The sequence below is a fragment of the Lysinibacillus sp. BPa_S21 genome (genome assembly GCF_023337795.1).
Classification (GTDB): domain Bacteria; phylum Bacillota; class Bacilli; order Bacillales_A; family Planococcaceae; genus Lysinibacillus.
Genome location: NZ_JALIRS010000002.1, coordinates 543,904 through 562,467 on the forward strand (window position 1 = coordinate 543,904; position 18,564 = coordinate 562,467).

An 18,564-nucleotide genomic window follows, 5' to 3' on the forward strand; every position below is an offset into this window, starting at 1 on the left:
TCAACTCCTTCATTACAACGATATTCTTTTATTTCACTATAGTGGAATCATATAGCTACAATCAACAAATAAAATTACTTATTTCCAACCCCAGTGTAATAGCAAGCATGAATACCTAATAGTATGTTTATTCGATGACAAACAGCAACAGCGCAACAAATTGAAATTTCTCTACTTCAACGTGCGCAAATGACAATGGTTAATCCATTGAGTGATCGCTAATCAGTTTATAAATTCGCTTTCATCCATAATAAAAGAGTCACTGATGTTTTCAGTGACCCTACTTTTAGACACGTTTATTGAAATACGGAAGTTGTTCAACAAATGCTTTCGTATCACTATCCCCGTACTCATGAACGAGTGCATAGATTTTTTTTAAACGTAAATCAATTTCATCATTTTCCCGATCAAGATGATATTGTATATATGGCAATTGTGCACGCCATGCATTGGCAATCTCCAACATCTGCATTTGCTGAAAAATCTTTTCAAATACATCTAATGCTTGGCGATCAATGTTGAGTTCAAAGTTCCACGGTCCTGCATATGGATTTGTATAATAGGTTCTATTGGCAAGTGAAAAATATACACGCTGACGATCCATCTCTACAAAACACTCCTTTTACCATAGTATGGTGGTAAAAGTGCTGTTTTATTCGCTGGAATGTCAAACTTCCTTCACAACTAAGTCATATTATCTAATTTATAATAGGTAGTGATGAATAAGGAACGGAGTGAATGCCCATGAGTTTAATCACGCTTTTAATAGTAGCTGCAATTATCGTTATTTTAGTAACGGTTGCGACTATTATTAGTGTTAATCGTGCGTATGCTTTTAAACATACAGTTGATGAAAAACCTCAGCAAAGTTTTCATCAAGATGATGACTAGTTCAATTTCTACAATTTTTTAAGATATTCTTTTATAATATTATTAACAAATAGAATTTGGAGTGAACACAATGGGAGTACCATTACCAATAATCATTATGATTGCAATGATGATGCTTATGTTTGGCGTTTCTGTCATTGTCTTGTTAAAGAAAAAAAGCAATTTCTTTACACAAACTATCGATGCGAAGCCTAAGCAAATAAATACTCAACAAAAGGATAAACAAATATGAAATATCCCTTTATATGGCTCATTAAGTTTTATAGAAAATTTATATCACCCATGACACCTCCATCTTGTCGCTTCCATCCTACATGCTCTTCCTATGGACTTGAAGCTTTTCAAAAACACGGTGCCATTAAAGGATTCTATTTAACGATTAAACGTATATCAAAATGCCAACCATTTCATCCTGGAGGCTTTGATCCAGTACCTGAAAAGTGGCCTTCGAAAAAGAATTAATTTTCGAAGGTCATTTTTCTTGTACTTTTTTCAGATGTGCGCTATCATAGAAAATGTTCTAAATAATAAATCGTAATGATTACTATTTGAAAGAGGTAAACTATTAAATGAAAAAAGTATTGTTGTTATGTTTAGTTGCAGTTCTTGCCCTATTCACTGCTGCCTGTGGGGATAAATCATCTACATCCAAACAGTCAGAGACAAAGGATAAATTAACAATTTACACAACTGTTTATCCATTAAGTTATTTTGCACAACGAATCGGTGGCGATTTTGTAGAGGTTTCTTCTATTTACCCTGCCGGCGCCAATGAGCACACATTCGAGCCAACACAAAAGGATATGATGAAATTAGCAGATGCTAATATATTTTTCTATATCGGCTTAGGGCTAGAGGGCTTTGTTGAAAATGCCAAAAAAACTCTAGCAAATGAAGATGTAACCATGGTGGCAACTGCAGATCAGGTTTCAGATGAAAAATTAGCTATAAGCACTGGTCACACACATGATGATGAAGAAGAAGCACATCATGATCACGAAGACGGACATGGGCATGATGATCATGATCACGGTAATGTAGATCCACATGTTTGGTTATCACCAACTATCAGTCAAGACTTAGCACTTTCCATTAAAAACACTCTAGTTGAAAAAATGCCAGAACAAAAAGCTACATTTACAGCTAACTATGAGGCATTGGTAAAAGAACTACAGGATTTAGACAGCGAATTTAAAGCTATGGCGGATAAAGCGCAAGAGAAGACGTTCTTCGTATCACATGCAGCATTTGGCTATATCGCAGGACAATACGGCTTAAAACAAGTTCCAATAGCAGGTTTAAACTCACAAAATGAGCCTTCTCAAAAAGAACTTACGGCGATTGTTGATAAAGCAAATGATTTGCATGTCCACTACATTTTATTCGAGCAAAATGTCTCTTCTAAACTAGCTGAGGTTATCCAAAAAGAGGTTGGAGCAGAGTCTCTTGTCTTACACAATTTAAGCGTTTTAACAGCAGACGATGTAAAGAATAATGAAACTTACTTCACGCTTATGAAAAAAAATATTAACACTTTAAATACCGCATTAGACGCTCACAAATAAATGAGTAAGGAGGTACCCCGAAAATCGTTTGGGGTACCTCCTTTATTATGACGTACTTTTCTTGCGGCATTCGTTTTTCCGTTCTATAAATACTACTAAGCCCATTTTTCTTATCGATAGCATGTTGTATGATCCTTCGATTTACTTGGGCTATATTCCTTTCTAAAATAATTGGATCCCATTCATTTAAATGGACCTGAACAGGATAATCGCTTTTATTACCTTTGAAAAACAATCTAGGCTGTTCTATTAATTGTATTACTGTTTGTTTATTTTTACTTAAAACAGCTAGCCCTTTATCAAAGGTAAAATGACTACCTATTATTGGTTTAGAAAGAACATCAACCTTATTCGTTTTTTGTAAATCCATATAGGCTTCGCTTGTAGCTGCTGGGAAACTCGTATAGTCCCAAGTGTGATCCTGTGCTAGTTGGCGATCAGAAACTAAAAAATAATTATAACGTACCTCACCCTTACGATCAGGTAATGGATCATCCCAAGTAACATCGATATGGTACCATGCATTGTCAAGCTTCACCAACACCCAGGCATGCAGTTGTTCCCCTACTTTTCCTGGCACATATTGTACCTCTAAGCCTAGCACCTCTAACATTCGATAAAGCACTAGGGCATATGCCTGACAAACTCCCTTGTTTTCTGTAAGTAATGTATAGGGAGAATATTGACTTCCTTTGGTTTCCTTAGAATATTCAGTAGTTAAAACGATAAAATCATGTGCAGCCTGTATTTTCTGCAATTCACTTAATCCATGCATAGGCGCAATAATATTCGTCAAAGTCTGTTCTACAATTGCCTCCTCTTCTTGTGAAATATGATAGGTAAACTCAAATCTAATGACAATATTATTTGCATAGCCATCATATTTCCATTTAAAACTAGAAATATTAGCATAAATATATGGATCCTGAATCGCATGTTTAATAAGCTCTGATAGTTCATCTTCTATTTCCGATGTTTTACCAGTATAACGAATGTCAAATTTAGTAGATAATTGTATGACTTGTTCTTGAATTAGATATTGTAGTGATTCTATTGAATTGGCAGTTGCAATATTCTTTTCTTCATAGTTTGCGAATACTTGCACATGACTCATTTGTAGAACAAATACTATAATGACAACATTATATATATATTTTCTCATCTGAGTCATTCTCCTTTACTAACTAGTTTATGCCTGTCATTTTTTATTATGTTAATGAATGATTAATTTAATCCTAAAAGTTTACTAAAAATGACTCTTAAAATGAATAAAAGAAGCCTTCTTATAAATGAAGGCTTCCCTTTATTCTGTTGAAAAAAACTATTTTTTAGATGCAAAACGAGCAGTTGATGTCCGTTCCGGCTGGGCGCTTTATAGCTGCTGTCGCTTCGCTTTCAGGAGTTATCGCCCAACTTTTAAATTTTATCTACCAACTTTCACGTTTTATCTACCAACTTCTGAATTTTATCGACCAACTTTCACGTTTTATCACCTAACTTTTAATTTTTATCGACATCCACCTTCCAAAGAGCAAAAAGGATTCACACACAAAACTGTGCGTGAATCCCTTTACTTTTTCATATAGCGTTCTTTCTTAATTGCACAAATTAAAAATTCTACGCCCACGAAGTCATTGTCACAGGACGTGACGCACTTAGCCTTCGTTCCGATAGCGAAGCGTCAGCTACAAATGTTTTCTGTAGCGAAAGCGAAGCGTCAGCTACAAAGTGAGTAGCCCTGCAACGGAAATCGCCTAGACGTTCATAATCATTTTGTTATTTGTCCATTAATTTTCTACGAAGTAGCTTATTGGCGCCATTTCGTGGGAGCTCGTCCGTAACAATAATCTCTTTTGGTATTTTATATTTCGCTAGCTTCTTTTGACAAAATGCTTGTAATTGGTCCACCTGTGTTTCTTCTTTTAATACAACAAAGGCGATTGGTACCTGTCCCCACTTATCATCATCGATGCCGCACACTCCTGCTTCCTTAACAGCTGGATGGGTAAGTAGCACATTTTCAATTTCAGCAGGGTAAATATTTTCACCACCTGAAATAATTAAATCAGCCCGACGATCAATGACGAACAAATAACCTTCTTCATCTATATAGCCAATATCCCCAGTATGGAGCCAGCCATCAATCGTTGCATCTTTTTGGGCAAAACGACCAATGTACCCTGGTGTAACATGTGGGCCACGTATGCAAATTTCTCCTTCACCATTGTCATTTGGCTCAGCAATGCGAATTTGATTAAAAAATAAAGGTTTTCCGGCTGAACCAATTTTCCGCATCGCATCTTCATTTGCTAATGTTGCAGTTTGTGACGATGTTTCAGTCATACCATACGTTTGAGCTACAGCTAAATTTAATGCATGAGCTCTCTTTAAATAATCTACTGGCACAGGTCCACCACCCGCTAGCATCATTTTAAACTTCGGTGAGGCTTGTGCGTGTTTCTGTTCAAGGGTATGTAGAATTCTTTCCAATGTGACACCGACTACTGACATATGCGTAACCTCGCCATCTATTATATTTTTAGAAATGGCTTCTGCATCAAATTGATCATATAAATGCACTTTATTGCCATACAACAGTGAACGCACTAAAATTGAAAAGCCACTAATATGAAAAAGTGGGACAGCGCATAACCAAGTATCATCCACATGTAAACCCAAATTTAAAACGGAGGCAGTTGCACTTGCCTGGTGATTTCCTACTGTTTGACAAACGCCCTTTGGAAAACCAGTCGTACCAGATGTGTACATAATCGATGTTGTTTGGTTTAAAGACCATTCTTTCGTTATATTAATAGCCGTTTCTGTACTTTTTTCTATAGTAGAAAACAAATAATAAGATGTATGTGGTGGTAATTTTTCAATATCCTCGTCCGCAATTAATACTGCCATAGCCCCCGAATCCTCTAGCTGATAGGCAATTTCATCCTGTGTTAACCTACGATTTAGCATAACCATTTCACATTGTAAATGCATACATGCATACATCATAATGACAAGAGTTGGCTTACTCGGCCCCATTATTGCAATACGATCGCCTTGCTTAATATCTAGTGCTGTAAGTTGACGAGCACGTTTTAAAGATAAATCATTTAATTCTTGAAATGTCCAAGTCTGCCCGTTATATGTTAAACCATTTCGTAAAGGTGTTAAATATGCTCGCTGTAAAATCCAATTTAGATACATCAATTTTTTCCTCCAATCAGCCTTAATCTTACCGTTTCATGACAGCATCCGTCTATCTGTCAGTTACGAAATTTATTTATTACTCCGATGAGGCAATCCGTTTGCTTTGCATGGGTTCTGTCGTTTCGGTATGATGTTCCGCCGTTAAAGTCAGGGCTTCCGCCGTCAAAACAGGGTGGTCCGCCACTAAAGCAAGTTGTTCCGCCGCTAAAGCAAGATCTTCCGCCGCTAAAGCCGGTGCTTCCGCCGCTAAAGCAGACTCTTCCGCCGCTAAAGTAAGATCTTCCGCCGCTAAAGCAGACTCTTCCGCCGCCAAACCATGTTGTTCCGCCGCTTTAAACATTCTGTTCATCACTCTAAAGAGTCTATCCGTCTCGCCCCTTTAGATATACAAAAAGCTCGTATCTCATTAAGATACGAGCCGTTGAACGTTTCAGATAATCAAGGGAATCTTGGGAATTGACCGAAATCTGGTTGACGTTTTTCTTTAAATGCGTCACGACCTTCTTTAGCTTCATCTGTTGTGTAGTAAAGAAGAGTTGCGTCGCCAGCCATTTGTTGAAGACCTGCTAAACCGTCTGTATCTGCATTCATTGCTGCTTTTAAGAAGCGTAGGGCAGTTGGTGACATTTGTAGCATTTCTTCACACCATTGTACAGTTTCATCTTCCAATTGCTCATAAGGAACAACTGTATTAACTAATCCCATATCAAGTGCTTGCTGTGCATCATATTGACGGCAAAGGTACCAAATTTCACGCGCCTTTTTGTGACCAATAATACGTGCAAGATAGCCTGAGCCATACCCAGCATCGAATGAACCAACTTTTGGTCCAGTTTGTCCAAAACGAGCGTTGTCAGCTGCAATTGTTAAGTCACAGACAACGTGTAATACGTGTCCTCCACCGATTGCATAACCTGCTACCATCGCTACTACAGGTTTTGGAATAACACGGATTAAACGTTGTAAATCAAGAACGTTTAAACGTGGAATTTCATCTTCACCAACATAGCCGCCATGACCGCGTACTTTTTGGTCTCCACCTGAACAGAAGGCATGTTCACCTTCACCAGTTAAAATGATAACTCCAACATTTTTGTCATCACGTGCACGTGAAAAAGCGTCGATCATTTCCATAACCGTTTTTGGTCGGAATGCGTTACGCACTTCTGGACGGTTAATCGTAATTTTTGCGATACCGTTAAAGAACTCATACTTAATGTCTTCATAAGTATGTAAACTAGTCCATTGACGTGTCATTGAATTGCCCCCTAATCATAAATTCGTCTCGTTCTAAATCGAGGCGATAACGTAAAAATTTTATTACAACAATTATGCCTCGGCATAATTGCGTCTGGAATCGGCTTTGTTCAAGCACAGAGAATTCCTTTCCGATTCCGTGACATCCGCCGGAGGCTTTAGGCCAGCATGATGCTGGTCACTCAGGCGTTTTCACAGGATGTGAAGTTCTTAGCCTGAGTTCCCCTTTCAGCTACTGTTGAAAGAAGTTAAATACTCCTCTACTATTGTAGCAAACTCAGCGGGATTTTCCACATGAATTGCATGCCCTGCGTCAATTACTGTCGTATGCTTGGCATTTTTTAATAACGCTTTCATTTCTTGTGCGATTTTACAAAATTTCGCATCCAGTGAACCTGTTATTAAAAGAACAGGAAATTCAAGCTTCTCCAACGACATCCAATTTGATGGCTGACTGCCTGTACCAATCCCTTGTAAGCTACCTGCCAAGCCTTCCTCCTTCTGAGAAAGACGTTCTAACCGAATCGCCTCTTGTACATTGTTTGGTAAACGCTTTTGAGATTCAAACAAAGGAATGTTTTCCCATGCATGAACAAATGATAACAAACCGTTATTCATTATTTTTTCAGCTAGAGCGTTATCCCTCTCACAACGTTCAGAACGTTCCTTTGAAGTTCGTAAACCTGGCGAAGCGCTTTCTAAAATTAACTTTTCAATGCGTTCAGGGTAAGAAATTGCATACGATAATGCCACTCTTCCTCCCATCGAATAACCTAGCAGCGTAAATTTTTTGAGCTGCAGCTGGCAAAAAACTTCTTCCAAATCTCGGATTTGTTCTTGCATAGAGAAACGGCTTATTTGCTGAGGTATTGCAGTTTGACCATGCCCAATTAAATCAATAGCAATAACCCGTACACTAGGTAGAGCTTTCGCCAAATTTCGCCATGTAGCCGAACTACCTGTAAAACCATGCAATGCAACGAGCGTTTGCTCCGCTTCTTCATTCCAGATTTCTACGTATGTTTCAAGCCCTCGAATCCTTAGCTTTGCCATGCTTTTAACCCTGCATTAATTCGATTCCATAGTGCCCGATGCGCATACACATTTTCCTCTCGATTCGTGAAAATTTCAATTAAGCGCATTGGTCGTTTTTTCATAGTAGTGAATCTTACTGATAGCTCTGAAATATCATCTACGCGTAGATAGTCCATATCGTACATATTGGCAATATCATGGAATTTCAGGGCAGTTGGCGTACCAAACAAATCTTCATAATGTGCCTCAACTGTAGATTGTGGTAAATAAGAGAAAATACCGCCGCCATCATTATTCATAACAATAACTGTCAAATTGCATTCCTGATATCTTGAAGCAATGAGACCGTTGACATCATGTAAAAAGGCTAAATCACCAATCAGCAAGTAGGTTTCTCGGTTATTTCCTTGACTAAAGCCCATGGCAGTTGATACGACACCATCAATACCATTCGTTCCACGATTCGCAATTATACGAATATCTTTTGGTGTTGCCATTAAAAACGTATCAATATCACGCACTGGCATACTGCTACTAACAAAAATATCACTGCCATTAGGAATCATTTTTAGTAATCGACTTACCATTGCTCCCTCATCAATCGCACCCTCAGCATAATGTTCAATATATTCAAGTGCAATATCATTAGCATCCTGCCACTCAGCTAAATACTCCGATTCTAGAGCTGTTTCAGAGATTTCTAATTGCGTGAGCCACTCCCCAATACTTGCATGCACAAAATGAGTAGACACACCTGTAGCATCACGGAACATTGGATCCTCATCGACAACAATATAAGCTTTTGGCTGAGATTTAGTAATAAATTGCATGATAAATTTAGAAACGGGCTGTGCTCCTAAACGTAGTACCGTCTCTGGTTCAACTAATTTTTTAAAATCTTCACTTTTCATAATGGCATCATACGTCGTAATTACATATGGCAGACAATCCTCTGGGACAGCTGAGCGCATATTGGATAAACTCTCGACAATGACCGGCCATTTTAATTGACGAACAAACTCCCACATAACGGTTAAATCTGTACCGAGTGCTAACTCACCAATAATAATAAAGCCTCTTTTGGTTGAACTTAAAATCTTCGATAACTCTTGTTGAGTTTCCATTGAAGGTATTAACTGCCCCATACTACTATGCTTGAATGTCGCTTCTGGAAGTTCCTCTCGAAAATCAATCAACAAAGGTTCTCTGAACGGTACATTAATATGCACGGGTCCAAATGGTGCGCTCATTGCCACTGCCACTGCACGTGCAATATGGCGCTCGATAAACGGCAATGTTGGGGCTGCACCATCTGCCAACGGGAAATCCACGCTCCATTTGACTTGTGACCCATATAAATTCGGTTGATTAATAGCCTGTGGTGCTCCCACCTCTCGCAATTCATGTGGACGATCAGCTGTCATGACAATTAACGGCACACGGGCATAGCTTGCCTCAACAATAGCAGGGAAATAGTTTGCAGCAGCAGTTCCCGATGTACATAAAAGAACAACAGGTTTTGCTGTAGCCTTTGCAATCCCTAGCGCAAAAAAGGCAGCAGATCGTTCATCAACCTGGCGATACATATTGAGCTGCTTTGTTGAAGCAAATGCATACGCTAAAGGTGTCGAACGTGAGCCAGGGCTGACAACAACGTTTTCAACACCAGCTTGCACTAGCGATGCTACCATTTTATAAACATAGTCCGTTAAAATTTTTCGTTCACTCATGTAATTGTCCTCCTAGCGCACGAAGCATTGGACGGAATTTCACTAATGTTTCCTCATATTCAGATTGTGGCTCTGAATATGCTACAATACCGCCACCTGCATATAAATAAGCTTTATCATTAAGTAAAGCAGCCGAACGAATGGCCACTGCAAATTCCCCATTACCTTCAGCATCTACCCAACCAATTGGAGCAGCGTAAAGCCCACGATTCATAGGCTCGTATTTACGTATAGCTGCCATTGCCTCTATTCTTGGTACACCACCTAAAGCTGGTGTTGGATGCAAAGATTTTGTCAGTTGTAATATTGTCGCCTCACTATTTAACTGACCTTCAACAGGTGTATATAAGTGTTGTATATCTCTAATTTTTAGTAGACGAGGGCTATCCGGTATTGTCATCTCGACACAATTTTTACGGAAAGTTTCCGCAATCATATCGACCACATATTGATGCTCGCCGCCATTTTTCGAATCATTTAATAAGCTTTGTCCATAAGCTTCATCTTCCTCTGCTGTCTTACCACGTTTAATAGAGCCTGCAACACAAGATGAAAAGGCGCGGCCCTTTTCTACTTTTACAAGACGTTCAGGGGACGCACCAAAGAACAATAATTCTTGATGCTCTAAACCAAATAAATAGCTCTCTGGCTGCTCGTGAATAATTTGTGATAGTACCTGTGGTGAAGAAACTTGTTCTTTAAATTGCAATGCTAGTGAGCGTGCAATTACAACTTTATCTGCCTTCTTTTGCTTAATCAATGCTGTTACTTGTTCGATTGAAGCTAAATATGGCTCTTTATATGGCTCAAAATAACTTGTGATTTCAGGCTTTGAATATGTTTTTACTTCTTTTACCTGAGCAGCATGAATTAAATGATCTCGCTCTTTACGAAGCGCTTCAAATTGAGATTCTGCCTGCCCATCTTTTGAAATAAGGTGAATACTTACAAACGCTTTGTCATCACGGATGACAAGTTGATAGGTTGCAAGTGCAAAATAAGCCTCTGGAAAGTCTGTCCACTCCCCAGTTACATCATTTTGTGGATCGAATGTAAATCCGCCAAACAAAATCGGTTGTAGCTCACTTTGTCCCTTAACACAGTTTTTCGTTAAATTTTTCCATTCCGCTTCAACTGCATCGAAGCGATCATTTTTGGCGTTATGTTGAATTGTATAGGCATGTCCTAGCCCGACTAATGTCATTGTTTTTTCTCTATTTTGCCAATAAAATCGTTCACCTTTATAGTGCTCCTCACCCGCCGCATAAAATGCAAGCGCCGATAAGCGACTTACCTCAATAGTTTCCATATAAAAATGAAGGCTTTGGCCCAAAGAGTCCACTTCTACCTCTGTGGCTTGGTACCACTTCTGTTGCATGAAAATTACCTCCGTTGTTGCAATGTACATAATGAATGACGCACGTTATGTTTTGTACTCGTTCTACACTTTCTCATAAATATCAACTGCTTTGGCTTTTCTTTGGATCATCACCAAAACGTGTGTTGATTTCCATTCCAACTGGGCACTTTGTTGCTGTCGCTTCGCTTTCGCACAGTTAAAACATTTGTTGCTGTCGCTTCGCTTTCGCACAGTTAAAACATTTGTTGCTGTCGCTTCGCTTTCGCACAGTTAAAACATTTGTTGCTGCCGCTTCGCTTTCGCACAGTTAAAACATTTGTTGCTGCCGCTTCGCTTTCGCACAGTTAAAACATTTGTTGCTGCCGCTTCGCTTTCGCACAGTTAAAACATTTGTTGCTGCCGCTTCGCTTTCGCACAGTTAAAACATTTGTTGCTGCCGCTTTGCTTTCGCTACAGATAAAACATTTGTTGCTGTCGCACAAAGCAGAGCTTCCTGGGGGCGCCCAGTCGTAACGAAGATCAACTTATTTACAAAGTAGACGTTTTAATCCAAACTTTTGGTGATGAACCTTTTCTTTAAAACAAATTGACCAAAACTTTGCATATTGACATAAGCATTTGTACTTTTTCACATCATATTTTTTTCTTAATATAGCCGTCATTTTTTTATTGCTAGCCTATTCTTCGTACTGTTGCTATTATCTTAATTATTATTTTCAGTTCATAAATGCATGTTCTATTGTATCATTTTTTTCACTTGAACTGTATGTAATAAGCTGTGAACCTACCCAATTTCTCATTCTTCGTATAAAATAAGAATAGTCTACAACATTTGAAGGAGAGAAAGACCTTATGACCAAAGTCATTGAAGCTGATAGGGGTTTTAAAGTTTGGTGGCATTTAACACGTCCACATACTTTAACCGCTTCATTCGTTCCAGTATTTTTAGGAACAGCAATTGCCCTAGCAATTGAAAAACAACCAATTGATTTTGGACTATTTTTTGCTATGCTCATTGCGAGTATGCTTATACAAGCAGCAACAAATATGTTCAATGAATATTACGATTACAAACTAGGATTAGACAATGAAAATTCTGTCGGTATCGGCGGAACGATTGTACGTCACGGTGTTCAACCAAAAACAATTATGATGATTGCCTTAAGCTTCTATGCAATTGCCATGCTACTTGGCATTTACATATGTGCCTCAACCTCTTGGTGGCTTGCTGCTGTCGGACTTGTTTGTATGCTAATTGGTTTTTTATATACTGGAGGACCTTATCCAATAGCCTATTCACCATTCGGAGAACTAGTATCCGGCGCTGTTATGGGAATGGGTATTGTCTTAATCGCCTTTTATATTCAAACGCTTACTGTGACACTTGATGCTGTTTTACTTTCAATACCAAGTATGATTTTAGTAGGGGCTATCATGCTGTCCAACAATATCCGAGATATCGTTGGCGATACAGAGGGTGGTCGAAAAACGCTTGCTATCTTAGTAGGCCGAGATAATGCCATTTCTGTGCTATCTGGCTTTTTTATCGTTTCGTACTTATGGGTCATTGCTCTTGTAGCCATTGATGGTATTACTTTTTGGGCTCTAATCATTTTCTTAAGTATTCCAAAGCCACTTCGTGCGATTCAAATTTTCCGCGATAAAAAAGAAGCGAAAGAAGTGATGCCTGCGATGAAATTTACAGCGCAAACAAATACATTCTTCGGCTTCCTCTTAGGAATTGGTTTGTTAATTCAATATTTCTTTTATTAAAAATGTAGCAACCTTAACAGGTTGCTACATTTTTTACATAGTGTCGAAAATTATTACTTGCAATACCAAGAACTTCTTCATTTGAAAAATGCTCACGTAATGCCTCTAACAAATTCTGTGCCTCTCCAGCGTGTGCTAATCCTTTTACAGTTGCATCTATTCCATCAAAGTCAGAACCTACTCCTAGGTGCTCTACCCCTACGATATTCGCTAGATGTTTCACATGCGCTACTAAATCATCTATCGTAGCATTGTCATGGATAAAATGCGGGTAGTAAACGACATGAATATGCCCTCCATGCTCGACAAGCGCTTTTGCCTGCGCATCCGTTAAATTTCTTGGATGATCGCAAATTGCACGTGCATTACTATGGCTCGCAATAATATGCTTCGCTAATGGCAAGACATCCCAGAAGCTCTGCTCATTTAAATGTGAGACATCAATAATAATATCTCTCTCATTGAGCAAGTTTATAACCTCTTTACCAAATGGTTTTAAACCAAGGCGTGCATCCTGTTCAGCACCGTGGGCCGCAGCATTTTCTTCATTCCACGTTAGACCAACAAGCTTCACACCTGCATCTAATATCGCAGAGAGCTTTGCTAAATCCTCTCCGATTGGACCACAGCCCTCTAAGCTTAAAATTGCACCTATTTCATGCGGTGCTAAAGTATCTAATTGCGACCAATCCGTAATATGCACCATACCCTCAGTTTGTAATACATGCGTATGGAAGGCTTCAATTTGCCGCACTGCCTCTAAAAACTGCATACTTTGCGGGGTTTTAGGATTAATAAAAATAGCAAATACTTGTGCCTTCACAAGCCCTAATTGTAATCTCTCCCGATTAGCTTGCAATCGAGCATCATCTTCAAATTTCGCTGCTTCTAAAGTTGTTAATTTCAATAGCGCATCACAGTGTAAATCAATTATATCCATACTCTCACCTCATACAGCTATTATACTGCCTGTGAGTGAAAATGCTTACTAACTTTTATCTTGAGGTGTATCAGAAGAGCCAAACTCCTCAAGTTCTATGAAATCATCTGATTTTGGCGTAGAAGACAACACATCTTCCTCAACCGGCCTTAAATCGTCATCCATTTTTTCTGCATGCTCAACACATGTCAATGCTTCCGGCTTAGCTTCTAAGCGACCAATAGGAATCTCTTCACTACATATAGCGCATTTGCCATAAGTACCATCCTCCATCGCCTGCAATGCATGTTTTATTTCTTCAGCATGATCACCGCGGTGCTCATCAATCACCATTTCCGTAAGCTTATCCGTTAAATCACTTGCATTGTCAGCTGGGTGATTGTCATAATTAGAAAGCTCTGTCGCTACTGGACGCTCTGATTCTTCAATTTGTTGTTCTATTTCCTTTAGCTCTTGCTCTAATTGCCTTCTGAATTTTTCTAATACTTGTGGGTCCAAAAAAATCTCCTCCTCATGCTTTCATTTTTTCCTAAATTAATATTTCTAAAACATTAAAGCATGAGAAGGAATCACTTATTTTTTTGTATAATTATTTATTCACAAATGTTTTCTGTAGCGAAAGCGAAGCGAGCTATCATTAGGCCAACGTGAAATTGAGAATGGCATCATGTAAAAATTGTGCTGCTCCTTTCGTAACACGTTCATCGTAATAAGCTGAAAAACGTTCATCCGCTACATACATCTGTGCTATACCTGCATGCGCTTCCTTAGAATATTGTGACCATGAAAAGCTAAGCCAACGTTTATGAAGCTCTGCTACCTCCATCGCCACATCATTGGTTGTATCACCGATTGCCATCGCCTCTTTTAAACGGGCAAATAATTGCTGTTCTAGCTGCTGCATAGCCTCATACTGTTCCTCGGTCATATTCATCAACTTAGCATTCGATGCATCAACAGTCTTGTCACCATAATTTGCACGAATTTCTTGACCATATTGCTTTTCATTTTCCTCGATTAGTTTCTCTTTTAAACCGTTAAATTTCTCTTCGTTTGTCATTGGTTGTTCCTCCTCAATAGATTGAATAGTTTTTTCCACTGTTTGTAAAATTTTTTCCAGCTGCTCCTTGCGTTTCAGTAAAACGACACGATGAGTTTTGAGTGCCTCAGTTTGTTGAAAATCAGGTGCCTGTATAATTTCCTTAATGTTTGCTAACTTCATATCTAATGTTCTATAAAATAAAATTTGCTGAAGCATATCAACTTCAAACTGTCCATAAAAACGATAGCCTACCTCATTGGTTCTTGCCGGTTTCAGTAGTCCAATTTCATCGTAATAACGAAGTGTTCTTGTGCTAACTCCGGATAATTGAGCGAGCTCTTGAATTGTATATTCCATACTTTTCACCTCCAGTAAAACTACTGTAAATCTTTACGCAACGTGAAGGTCAAGAAAAAAATAAAAAAAATTGACTCATTGTTGAATTGATTCCATTCCGACTAAGTGCTCACCTATGGAATGAATGAAAAAAGCAAACTAGAGCGTTTTAAATCACTAGTTTGCTCTATTTCTTCAATTACCTTTTTGCATACTTGCCATGCCACACAATATTTCTATAGTTACCTACATCTGTGTCACCTTCAGTATTAATAAACAATACCCGAGAATTTTCATCTAATTGTAGTGTATCCTTCAGCTCTGTATAGTGCTCATTTGTCATCAATTCATAAAAACATCCAACCGGGGCAGCTCCCGATTCCCCAGCAATAATTCGTGGGTCTGTTGCTAATGGATTTCCAAGAATGCGCATACCTGTAGCTGCAACTTCCTCATCGCAGCAAATGCTCACCTTCGTATAAGTCTTCAATAAATCCCAAGCAAGTGGATTCGGCTCACCACAAGCAAGACCTGCCATAATTGTTTGCATCTCTCCACCAACCGTTACAAAATGCTCAGTTCCTGCCTTAAAGCTCTCATAATAGCAATTCGCTACAAAAGGCTCAACCAAGACAACTGTAATCTCTTGCTCATAATACTGTTGTAAAAAAGCTACAACTGCCCCTGCAAAAGATCCAACCCCAGCCTGTAAAAATACATGGGTAGGTGCTTTTTCCAACTGCAGGGTAGCTTCTTTTATTAGAGTTGTATAGCCTTGCATAATCCATAACGGAATTTCCTCATAGCCTTCCCACATCGTATCCTGAATAATGACCCAGTCATTTTCTGCTGCTAACTGTGAAGTATAACGAACTGTATCATCATAATTCATTGTCGTTATTTCAGCATATGCACCTTCATTTTTAATATTTTGGAGGCGCTCCTCTGCACTACCGGCTGGCATATAAATGCGTGCTTTCAAACCAAGCTCTCTAGCAGCCCAAGCTACTCCACGACCATGATTACCATCTGTCGTAGAAATAAAGGTTAAGTCCCCTAGCTGCTCCTTTACTTCTGGTGATTTAAGCTGCTCAAACGATAGCTCATCAATTTTTCTATCTAACTTTTTCGCTACGTACTGACCAATTGCATATACGCCACCTAATACTTTAAATGCATTTAAACCAAATCGATAAGATTCATCTTTAACAAACATACCTTGTACTCCAACAAGCGATGCAAAAGCATTTAAATTATGTAATGGTGTGCTTTCAAATTTCTCATATGTACGCTGAAATCTACCAACACAATTCACTTGTTCCAGTGAAAAGTTATGTAGTAAAGATACTGCTTGTTCCACGTTCTTCTGTAACAAATATTGTTGGTTGTTCGTCCATAATAATTTTCCCATCCATATCCCCCTAGTTTTTGCTCTATTTTCATCTTAGCTTATAGAATCACAAAACAAAATACCACAAATATTACAAACTTTAGTAAAAAGCAAAAATTTGAATCTTTTTGATGAGATCACTCGTATATATACCATTATATTTATTCGGAGGTATATAATGGATAACCCCTATAAGATAGCGATCATTGGAGGAACAGGAAAAGTAGGAAGGCATATAGCAACGCAAGCAATTCAAAAAGGATATCACGTTCGAATGCTTGTTAGAAATCCGGAAAAGTTACTGTATAAAAATGATGCAATTGAAATCGTAAAAGGGCAAGTACAGGATATAGAAAACATCCGAGAACTACTTAAAGATTGCCAAGTTGTTATTAATACATTTGGACAACCATCTAAAGAGGATCCTATTTATAGCAAAGTTACTACTACTATCTTTAATGTGATGGAAGATCAAAACATTAGTCGCTATATAGGAGTTTCCGGAGGCTCTTTAACGATTAAAGAGGACAAAAAAAGCATGATGAATCGTTTTGGCGCAAAGATGTTTGAAGTTTTCTTTTCGAAAATGTTGCAAGATAAGAAATTGGAATGGGAATTTTTATTAAATAATAAACAGATTAACTGGACACTAATTAGATTGCCGTTTGTAAAAGATAGCTTAACATCCAATCAGATAAAAGAAAACCTCACGGATATGCCTGGTACAAAAATAACGAATCAAGATATAGCTACCTTTATCATTGATCATATAGATCATTCAAAATATGTGCACAAAGCACCGTTTATCTCCCATTAGTGGTGTTATGGGAGATAAATGAGAAAAGCTTTCTTTGTGAATGCTAAAAATACCTTTAGTGGAAAATATAATAACACCTTAGTACATAGTTTGATAAAGTATCAAAAAAAAATGCAGTAGATGTAGTTACCATCTACTGCATTTTAGTATGACCCGTACGGGATTCGAACCCGTGTTACCGCCGTGAAAGGGCGGTGTCTTAACCACTTGACCAACGGGCCAATGGCGGAGAAGGAGGGATTTGAACCCTCGCGCCGGTTACCCGACCTACACCCTTAGCAGGGGCGCCTCTTCAGCCTCTTGAGTACTTCCCCAAAAAAAATGGCTCCGAAGGCAGGACTCGAACCTGCGACAACCTGATTAACAGTCAGGTGCTACTACCAACTGAGCTACTTCGGAATAATGGTGGGCCTAAATGGACTCGAACCATCGACCTCACGCTTATCAGGCGTGCGCTCTAACCAGCTGAGCTATAGGCCCTTGGAGCGGGTGATGGGAATCGAACCCACGACATCAGCTTGGAAGGCTGAGGTTTTACCATTAAACTACACCCGCATATGGTGGGTCAGGACGGAATCGAACCGCCGACACTTAGAGCTTCAATCTAATGCTCTACCAACTGAGCTACTGACCCATATTTTTAAAAATGGCGGTCCCGACCGGGATCGAACCGGCGATCTCCTGCGTGACAGGCAGGCATGTTAACCGCTACACCACGGGACCATTTGGTTGCGGGGGCCGGATTTGAACCAACGACCTTCGGGTTATGAGCCCGACGAGCTACCACTGCTCCACCCCGCGTTAATAAGATATTCTTTTCGAGTTTTTAAGCACCATTTTATAAAAAATATAAACTGGAGGAGGTAGAGGGATTCGAACCCCCGCGCGGTGTTACCCGCCTGTCGGTTTTCAAGACCGATCCCTTCAGCCAGACTTGGGTATACCTCCGTACTATATAAATGGTGGACCTTGCAGGACTCGAACCTGCGACCGGACGGTTATGAGCCGTCTGCTCTAACCAACTGAGCTAAAGGTCCTTTAAGATGGCGGCAGAGGGGATCGAACCCCCGACCTTACGGGTATGAACCGTACGCTCTAGCCAGCTGAGCTACGCCGCCAGGATCTTTATACTGGTTATCTTTTATGGTGGAGCCTAGCGGGATCGAACCGCTGACCTCCTGCGTGCAAGGCAGGCGCTCTCCCAGCTGAGCTAAGGCCCCA

At 39.2% G+C, this 18,564-nt stretch carries 18 protein-coding genes and 12 tRNA genes; 6 read left to right on the forward strand and 24 right to left on the reverse strand.

Features of this window, described 5'->3' with window-relative positions:
- Positions 1 to 286: 286 nt before the first annotated feature.
- Positions 287 to 604: a transposase gene (locus tag MOK21_RS05785; protein WP_249073005.1), complete on the reverse strand. Its 318-nt coding sequence runs from the start codon at positions 602 to 604 to the stop codon at positions 287 to 289.
- Positions 605 to 744: 140 nt separating this feature from the next.
- Here MOK21_RS05785 and ytzI point away from each other — a divergent pair, with 140 nt between their 5' ends.
- The 4 genes from ytzI (at position 745) to MOK21_RS05805 (ending at position 2,456) form a co-directional block, all read left to right on the forward strand.
- Positions 745 to 891: a YtzI protein gene (ytzI, locus tag MOK21_RS05790; RefSeq protein WP_249073006.1), complete on the forward strand. Its 147-nt coding sequence runs from the start codon at positions 745 to 747 to the stop codon at positions 889 to 891.
- Between the two features lie 70 nt (positions 892 to 961).
- Positions 962 to 1,123: a hypothetical protein gene (locus tag MOK21_RS05795; protein ID WP_249073007.1), complete on the forward strand. Its 162-nt coding sequence runs from the start codon at positions 962 to 964 to the stop codon at positions 1,121 to 1,123.
- Positions 1,120 to 1,353: a membrane protein insertion efficiency factor YidD gene (gene yidD / locus MOK21_RS05800; protein ID WP_053485074.1), complete on the forward strand. Its 234-nt coding sequence runs from the start codon at positions 1,120 to 1,122 to the stop codon at positions 1,351 to 1,353. The genes MOK21_RS05795 and yidD overlap by 4 nt, the downstream gene beginning before the upstream one ends.
- Positions 1,354 to 1,460: 107 nt before the next feature.
- Complete coding sequence (locus MOK21_RS05805; RefSeq protein WP_249073008.1) at positions 1,461 to 2,456, forward strand: metal ABC transporter solute-binding protein, Zn/Mn family; 996 nt, start codon at positions 1,461 to 1,463, stop codon at positions 2,454 to 2,456.
- On the opposite strand, the gene MOK21_RS05810 is transcribed toward MOK21_RS05805, so the two are convergent.
- The 7 genes from MOK21_RS05810 to MOK21_RS05840 all read right to left on the reverse strand — a co-directional run bounded on the left by MOK21_RS05810 (position 2,419) and on the right by MOK21_RS05840 (position 11,063).
- Positions 2,419 to 3,618: a transglutaminase domain-containing protein gene (locus MOK21_RS05810; protein WP_249073009.1), complete on the reverse strand. Its 1,200-nt coding sequence runs from the start codon at positions 3,616 to 3,618 to the stop codon at positions 2,419 to 2,421. The genes MOK21_RS05805 and MOK21_RS05810 overlap by 38 nt on opposite strands.
- 614 nt (positions 3,619 to 4,232) lie before the next feature.
- Positions 4,233 to 5,660 carry an o-succinylbenzoate--CoA ligase gene (locus MOK21_RS05815; protein WP_249073010.1) on the reverse strand — a complete coding sequence of 476 codons (1,428 nt, stop codon included), beginning with the start codon at positions 5,658 to 5,660 and terminating at the stop codon, positions 4,233 to 4,235.
- A gap of 79 nt (positions 5,661 to 5,739) precedes the next feature.
- Positions 5,740 to 6,003 (reverse strand): hypothetical protein, encoded by a 264-nt coding sequence (locus tag MOK21_RS05820; RefSeq protein WP_249073011.1) that lies wholly within the window; start codon positions 6,001 to 6,003, stop codon positions 5,740 to 5,742.
- 98 nt (positions 6,004 to 6,101) lie between these two features.
- On the reverse strand, positions 6,102 to 6,920 hold the full coding sequence (gene menB / locus MOK21_RS05825; protein ID WP_249073012.1) for a 1,4-dihydroxy-2-naphthoyl-CoA synthase: 819 nt from the start codon (positions 6,918 to 6,920) through the stop codon (positions 6,102 to 6,104).
- 228 nt (positions 6,921 to 7,148) lie between these two features.
- Positions 7,149 to 7,973 (reverse strand): 2-succinyl-6-hydroxy-2,4-cyclohexadiene-1-carboxylate synthase, encoded by an 825-nt coding sequence (gene menH / locus MOK21_RS05830; RefSeq protein ID WP_249073013.1) that lies wholly within the window; start codon positions 7,971 to 7,973, stop codon positions 7,149 to 7,151.
- On the reverse strand, positions 7,961 to 9,685 hold the full coding sequence (gene menD / locus MOK21_RS05835; protein ID WP_249073014.1) for a 2-succinyl-5-enolpyruvyl-6-hydroxy-3-cyclohexene-1-carboxylic-acid synthase: 1,725 nt from the start codon (positions 9,683 to 9,685) through the stop codon (positions 7,961 to 7,963). The genes menH and menD overlap by 13 nt, the downstream gene beginning before the upstream one ends.
- Positions 9,678 to 11,063, reverse strand: a complete 1,386-nt coding sequence (locus MOK21_RS05840) for an isochorismate synthase (RefSeq protein ID WP_249073015.1) — start codon at positions 11,061 to 11,063, stop codon at positions 9,678 to 9,680. The genes menD and MOK21_RS05840 overlap by 8 nt, the downstream gene beginning before the upstream one ends.
- Positions 11,064 to 11,897: 834 nt before the next feature.
- Between MOK21_RS05840 and MOK21_RS05845 the strand changes: the two genes are divergently transcribed.
- Positions 11,898 to 12,818 carry a 1,4-dihydroxy-2-naphthoate polyprenyltransferase gene (locus MOK21_RS05845; protein ID WP_249073016.1) on the forward strand — a complete coding sequence of 307 codons (921 nt, stop codon included), beginning with the start codon at positions 11,898 to 11,900 and terminating at the stop codon, positions 12,816 to 12,818.
- A gap of 13 nt (positions 12,819 to 12,831) precedes the next feature.
- Here the strand turns inward: MOK21_RS05845 and MOK21_RS05850 are convergent, their stop codons facing one another.
- From MOK21_RS05850 to MOK21_RS05865, 4 genes are all read right to left on the reverse strand, one after another.
- On the reverse strand, positions 12,832 to 13,758 hold the full coding sequence (locus MOK21_RS05850; RefSeq protein WP_249073017.1) for a dipeptidase: 927 nt from the start codon (positions 13,756 to 13,758) through the stop codon (positions 12,832 to 12,834).
- Positions 13,759 to 13,806: 48 nt separating this feature from the next.
- The gene (locus tag MOK21_RS05855; RefSeq protein ID WP_249073018.1) at positions 13,807 to 14,256 is read right to left on the reverse strand and encodes a TraR/DksA C4-type zinc finger protein; all 450 of its coding nucleotides are present in this window, start codon (positions 14,254 to 14,256) and stop codon (positions 13,807 to 13,809) included.
- 139 nt (positions 14,257 to 14,395) lie between these two features.
- Positions 14,396 to 15,157 (reverse strand): MerR family transcriptional regulator, encoded by a 762-nt coding sequence (locus tag MOK21_RS05860; protein ID WP_249073019.1) that lies wholly within the window; start codon positions 15,155 to 15,157, stop codon positions 14,396 to 14,398.
- 178 nt (positions 15,158 to 15,335) lie between these two features.
- Positions 15,336 to 16,547 carry a diaminopropionate ammonia-lyase gene (locus MOK21_RS05865; protein ID WP_249073020.1) on the reverse strand — a complete coding sequence of 404 codons (1,212 nt, stop codon included), beginning with the start codon at positions 16,545 to 16,547 and terminating at the stop codon, positions 15,336 to 15,338.
- A 157-nt stretch (positions 16,548 to 16,704) separates the two neighbouring features.
- Here MOK21_RS05865 and MOK21_RS05870 point away from each other — a divergent pair, with 157 nt between their 5' ends.
- Entirely contained in the window at positions 16,705 to 17,343 is a 639-nt protein-coding gene (locus tag MOK21_RS05870) for an NAD(P)H-binding protein (protein WP_249073021.1), read from the forward strand.
- A gap of 149 nt (positions 17,344 to 17,492) precedes the next feature.
- On the opposite strand, the gene MOK21_RS05875 is transcribed toward MOK21_RS05870, so the two are convergent.
- From MOK21_RS05875 to MOK21_RS05930, 12 genes are all read right to left on the reverse strand, one after another.
- A tRNA-Glu gene (locus MOK21_RS05875) sits at positions 17,493 to 17,564 on the reverse strand.
- Between the two features lie 2 nt (positions 17,565 to 17,566).
- Positions 17,567 to 17,657, reverse strand: a tRNA-Ser gene (locus tag MOK21_RS05880).
- Positions 17,658 to 17,665: 8 nt separating this feature from the next.
- A tRNA-Asn gene (locus MOK21_RS05885) sits at positions 17,666 to 17,742 on the reverse strand.
- A gap of 4 nt (positions 17,743 to 17,746) precedes the next feature.
- Positions 17,747 to 17,823, reverse strand: a tRNA-Ile gene (locus MOK21_RS05890).
- A 1-nt stretch (position 17,824) separates the two neighbouring features.
- Positions 17,825 to 17,898 (reverse strand) — tRNA-Gly (locus MOK21_RS05895).
- A gap of 3 nt (positions 17,899 to 17,901) precedes the next feature.
- Positions 17,902 to 17,977 (reverse strand) — tRNA-Phe (locus MOK21_RS05900).
- A gap of 13 nt (positions 17,978 to 17,990) precedes the next feature.
- A tRNA-Asp gene (locus MOK21_RS05905) sits at positions 17,991 to 18,066 on the reverse strand.
- 3 nt (positions 18,067 to 18,069) lie between these two features.
- Positions 18,070 to 18,144, reverse strand: a tRNA-Met gene (locus tag MOK21_RS05910).
- A gap of 54 nt (positions 18,145 to 18,198) precedes the next feature.
- Positions 18,199 to 18,291, reverse strand: a tRNA-Ser gene (locus MOK21_RS05915).
- Positions 18,292 to 18,303: 12 nt separating this feature from the next.
- A tRNA-Ile gene (locus tag MOK21_RS05920) sits at positions 18,304 to 18,380 on the reverse strand.
- A 7-nt stretch (positions 18,381 to 18,387) separates the two neighbouring features.
- Positions 18,388 to 18,461 (reverse strand) — tRNA-Met (locus MOK21_RS05925).
- A 26-nt stretch (positions 18,462 to 18,487) separates the two neighbouring features.
- Positions 18,488 to 18,563 (reverse strand) — tRNA-Ala (locus tag MOK21_RS05930).
- Position 18,564: the final 1 nt, after the last annotated feature.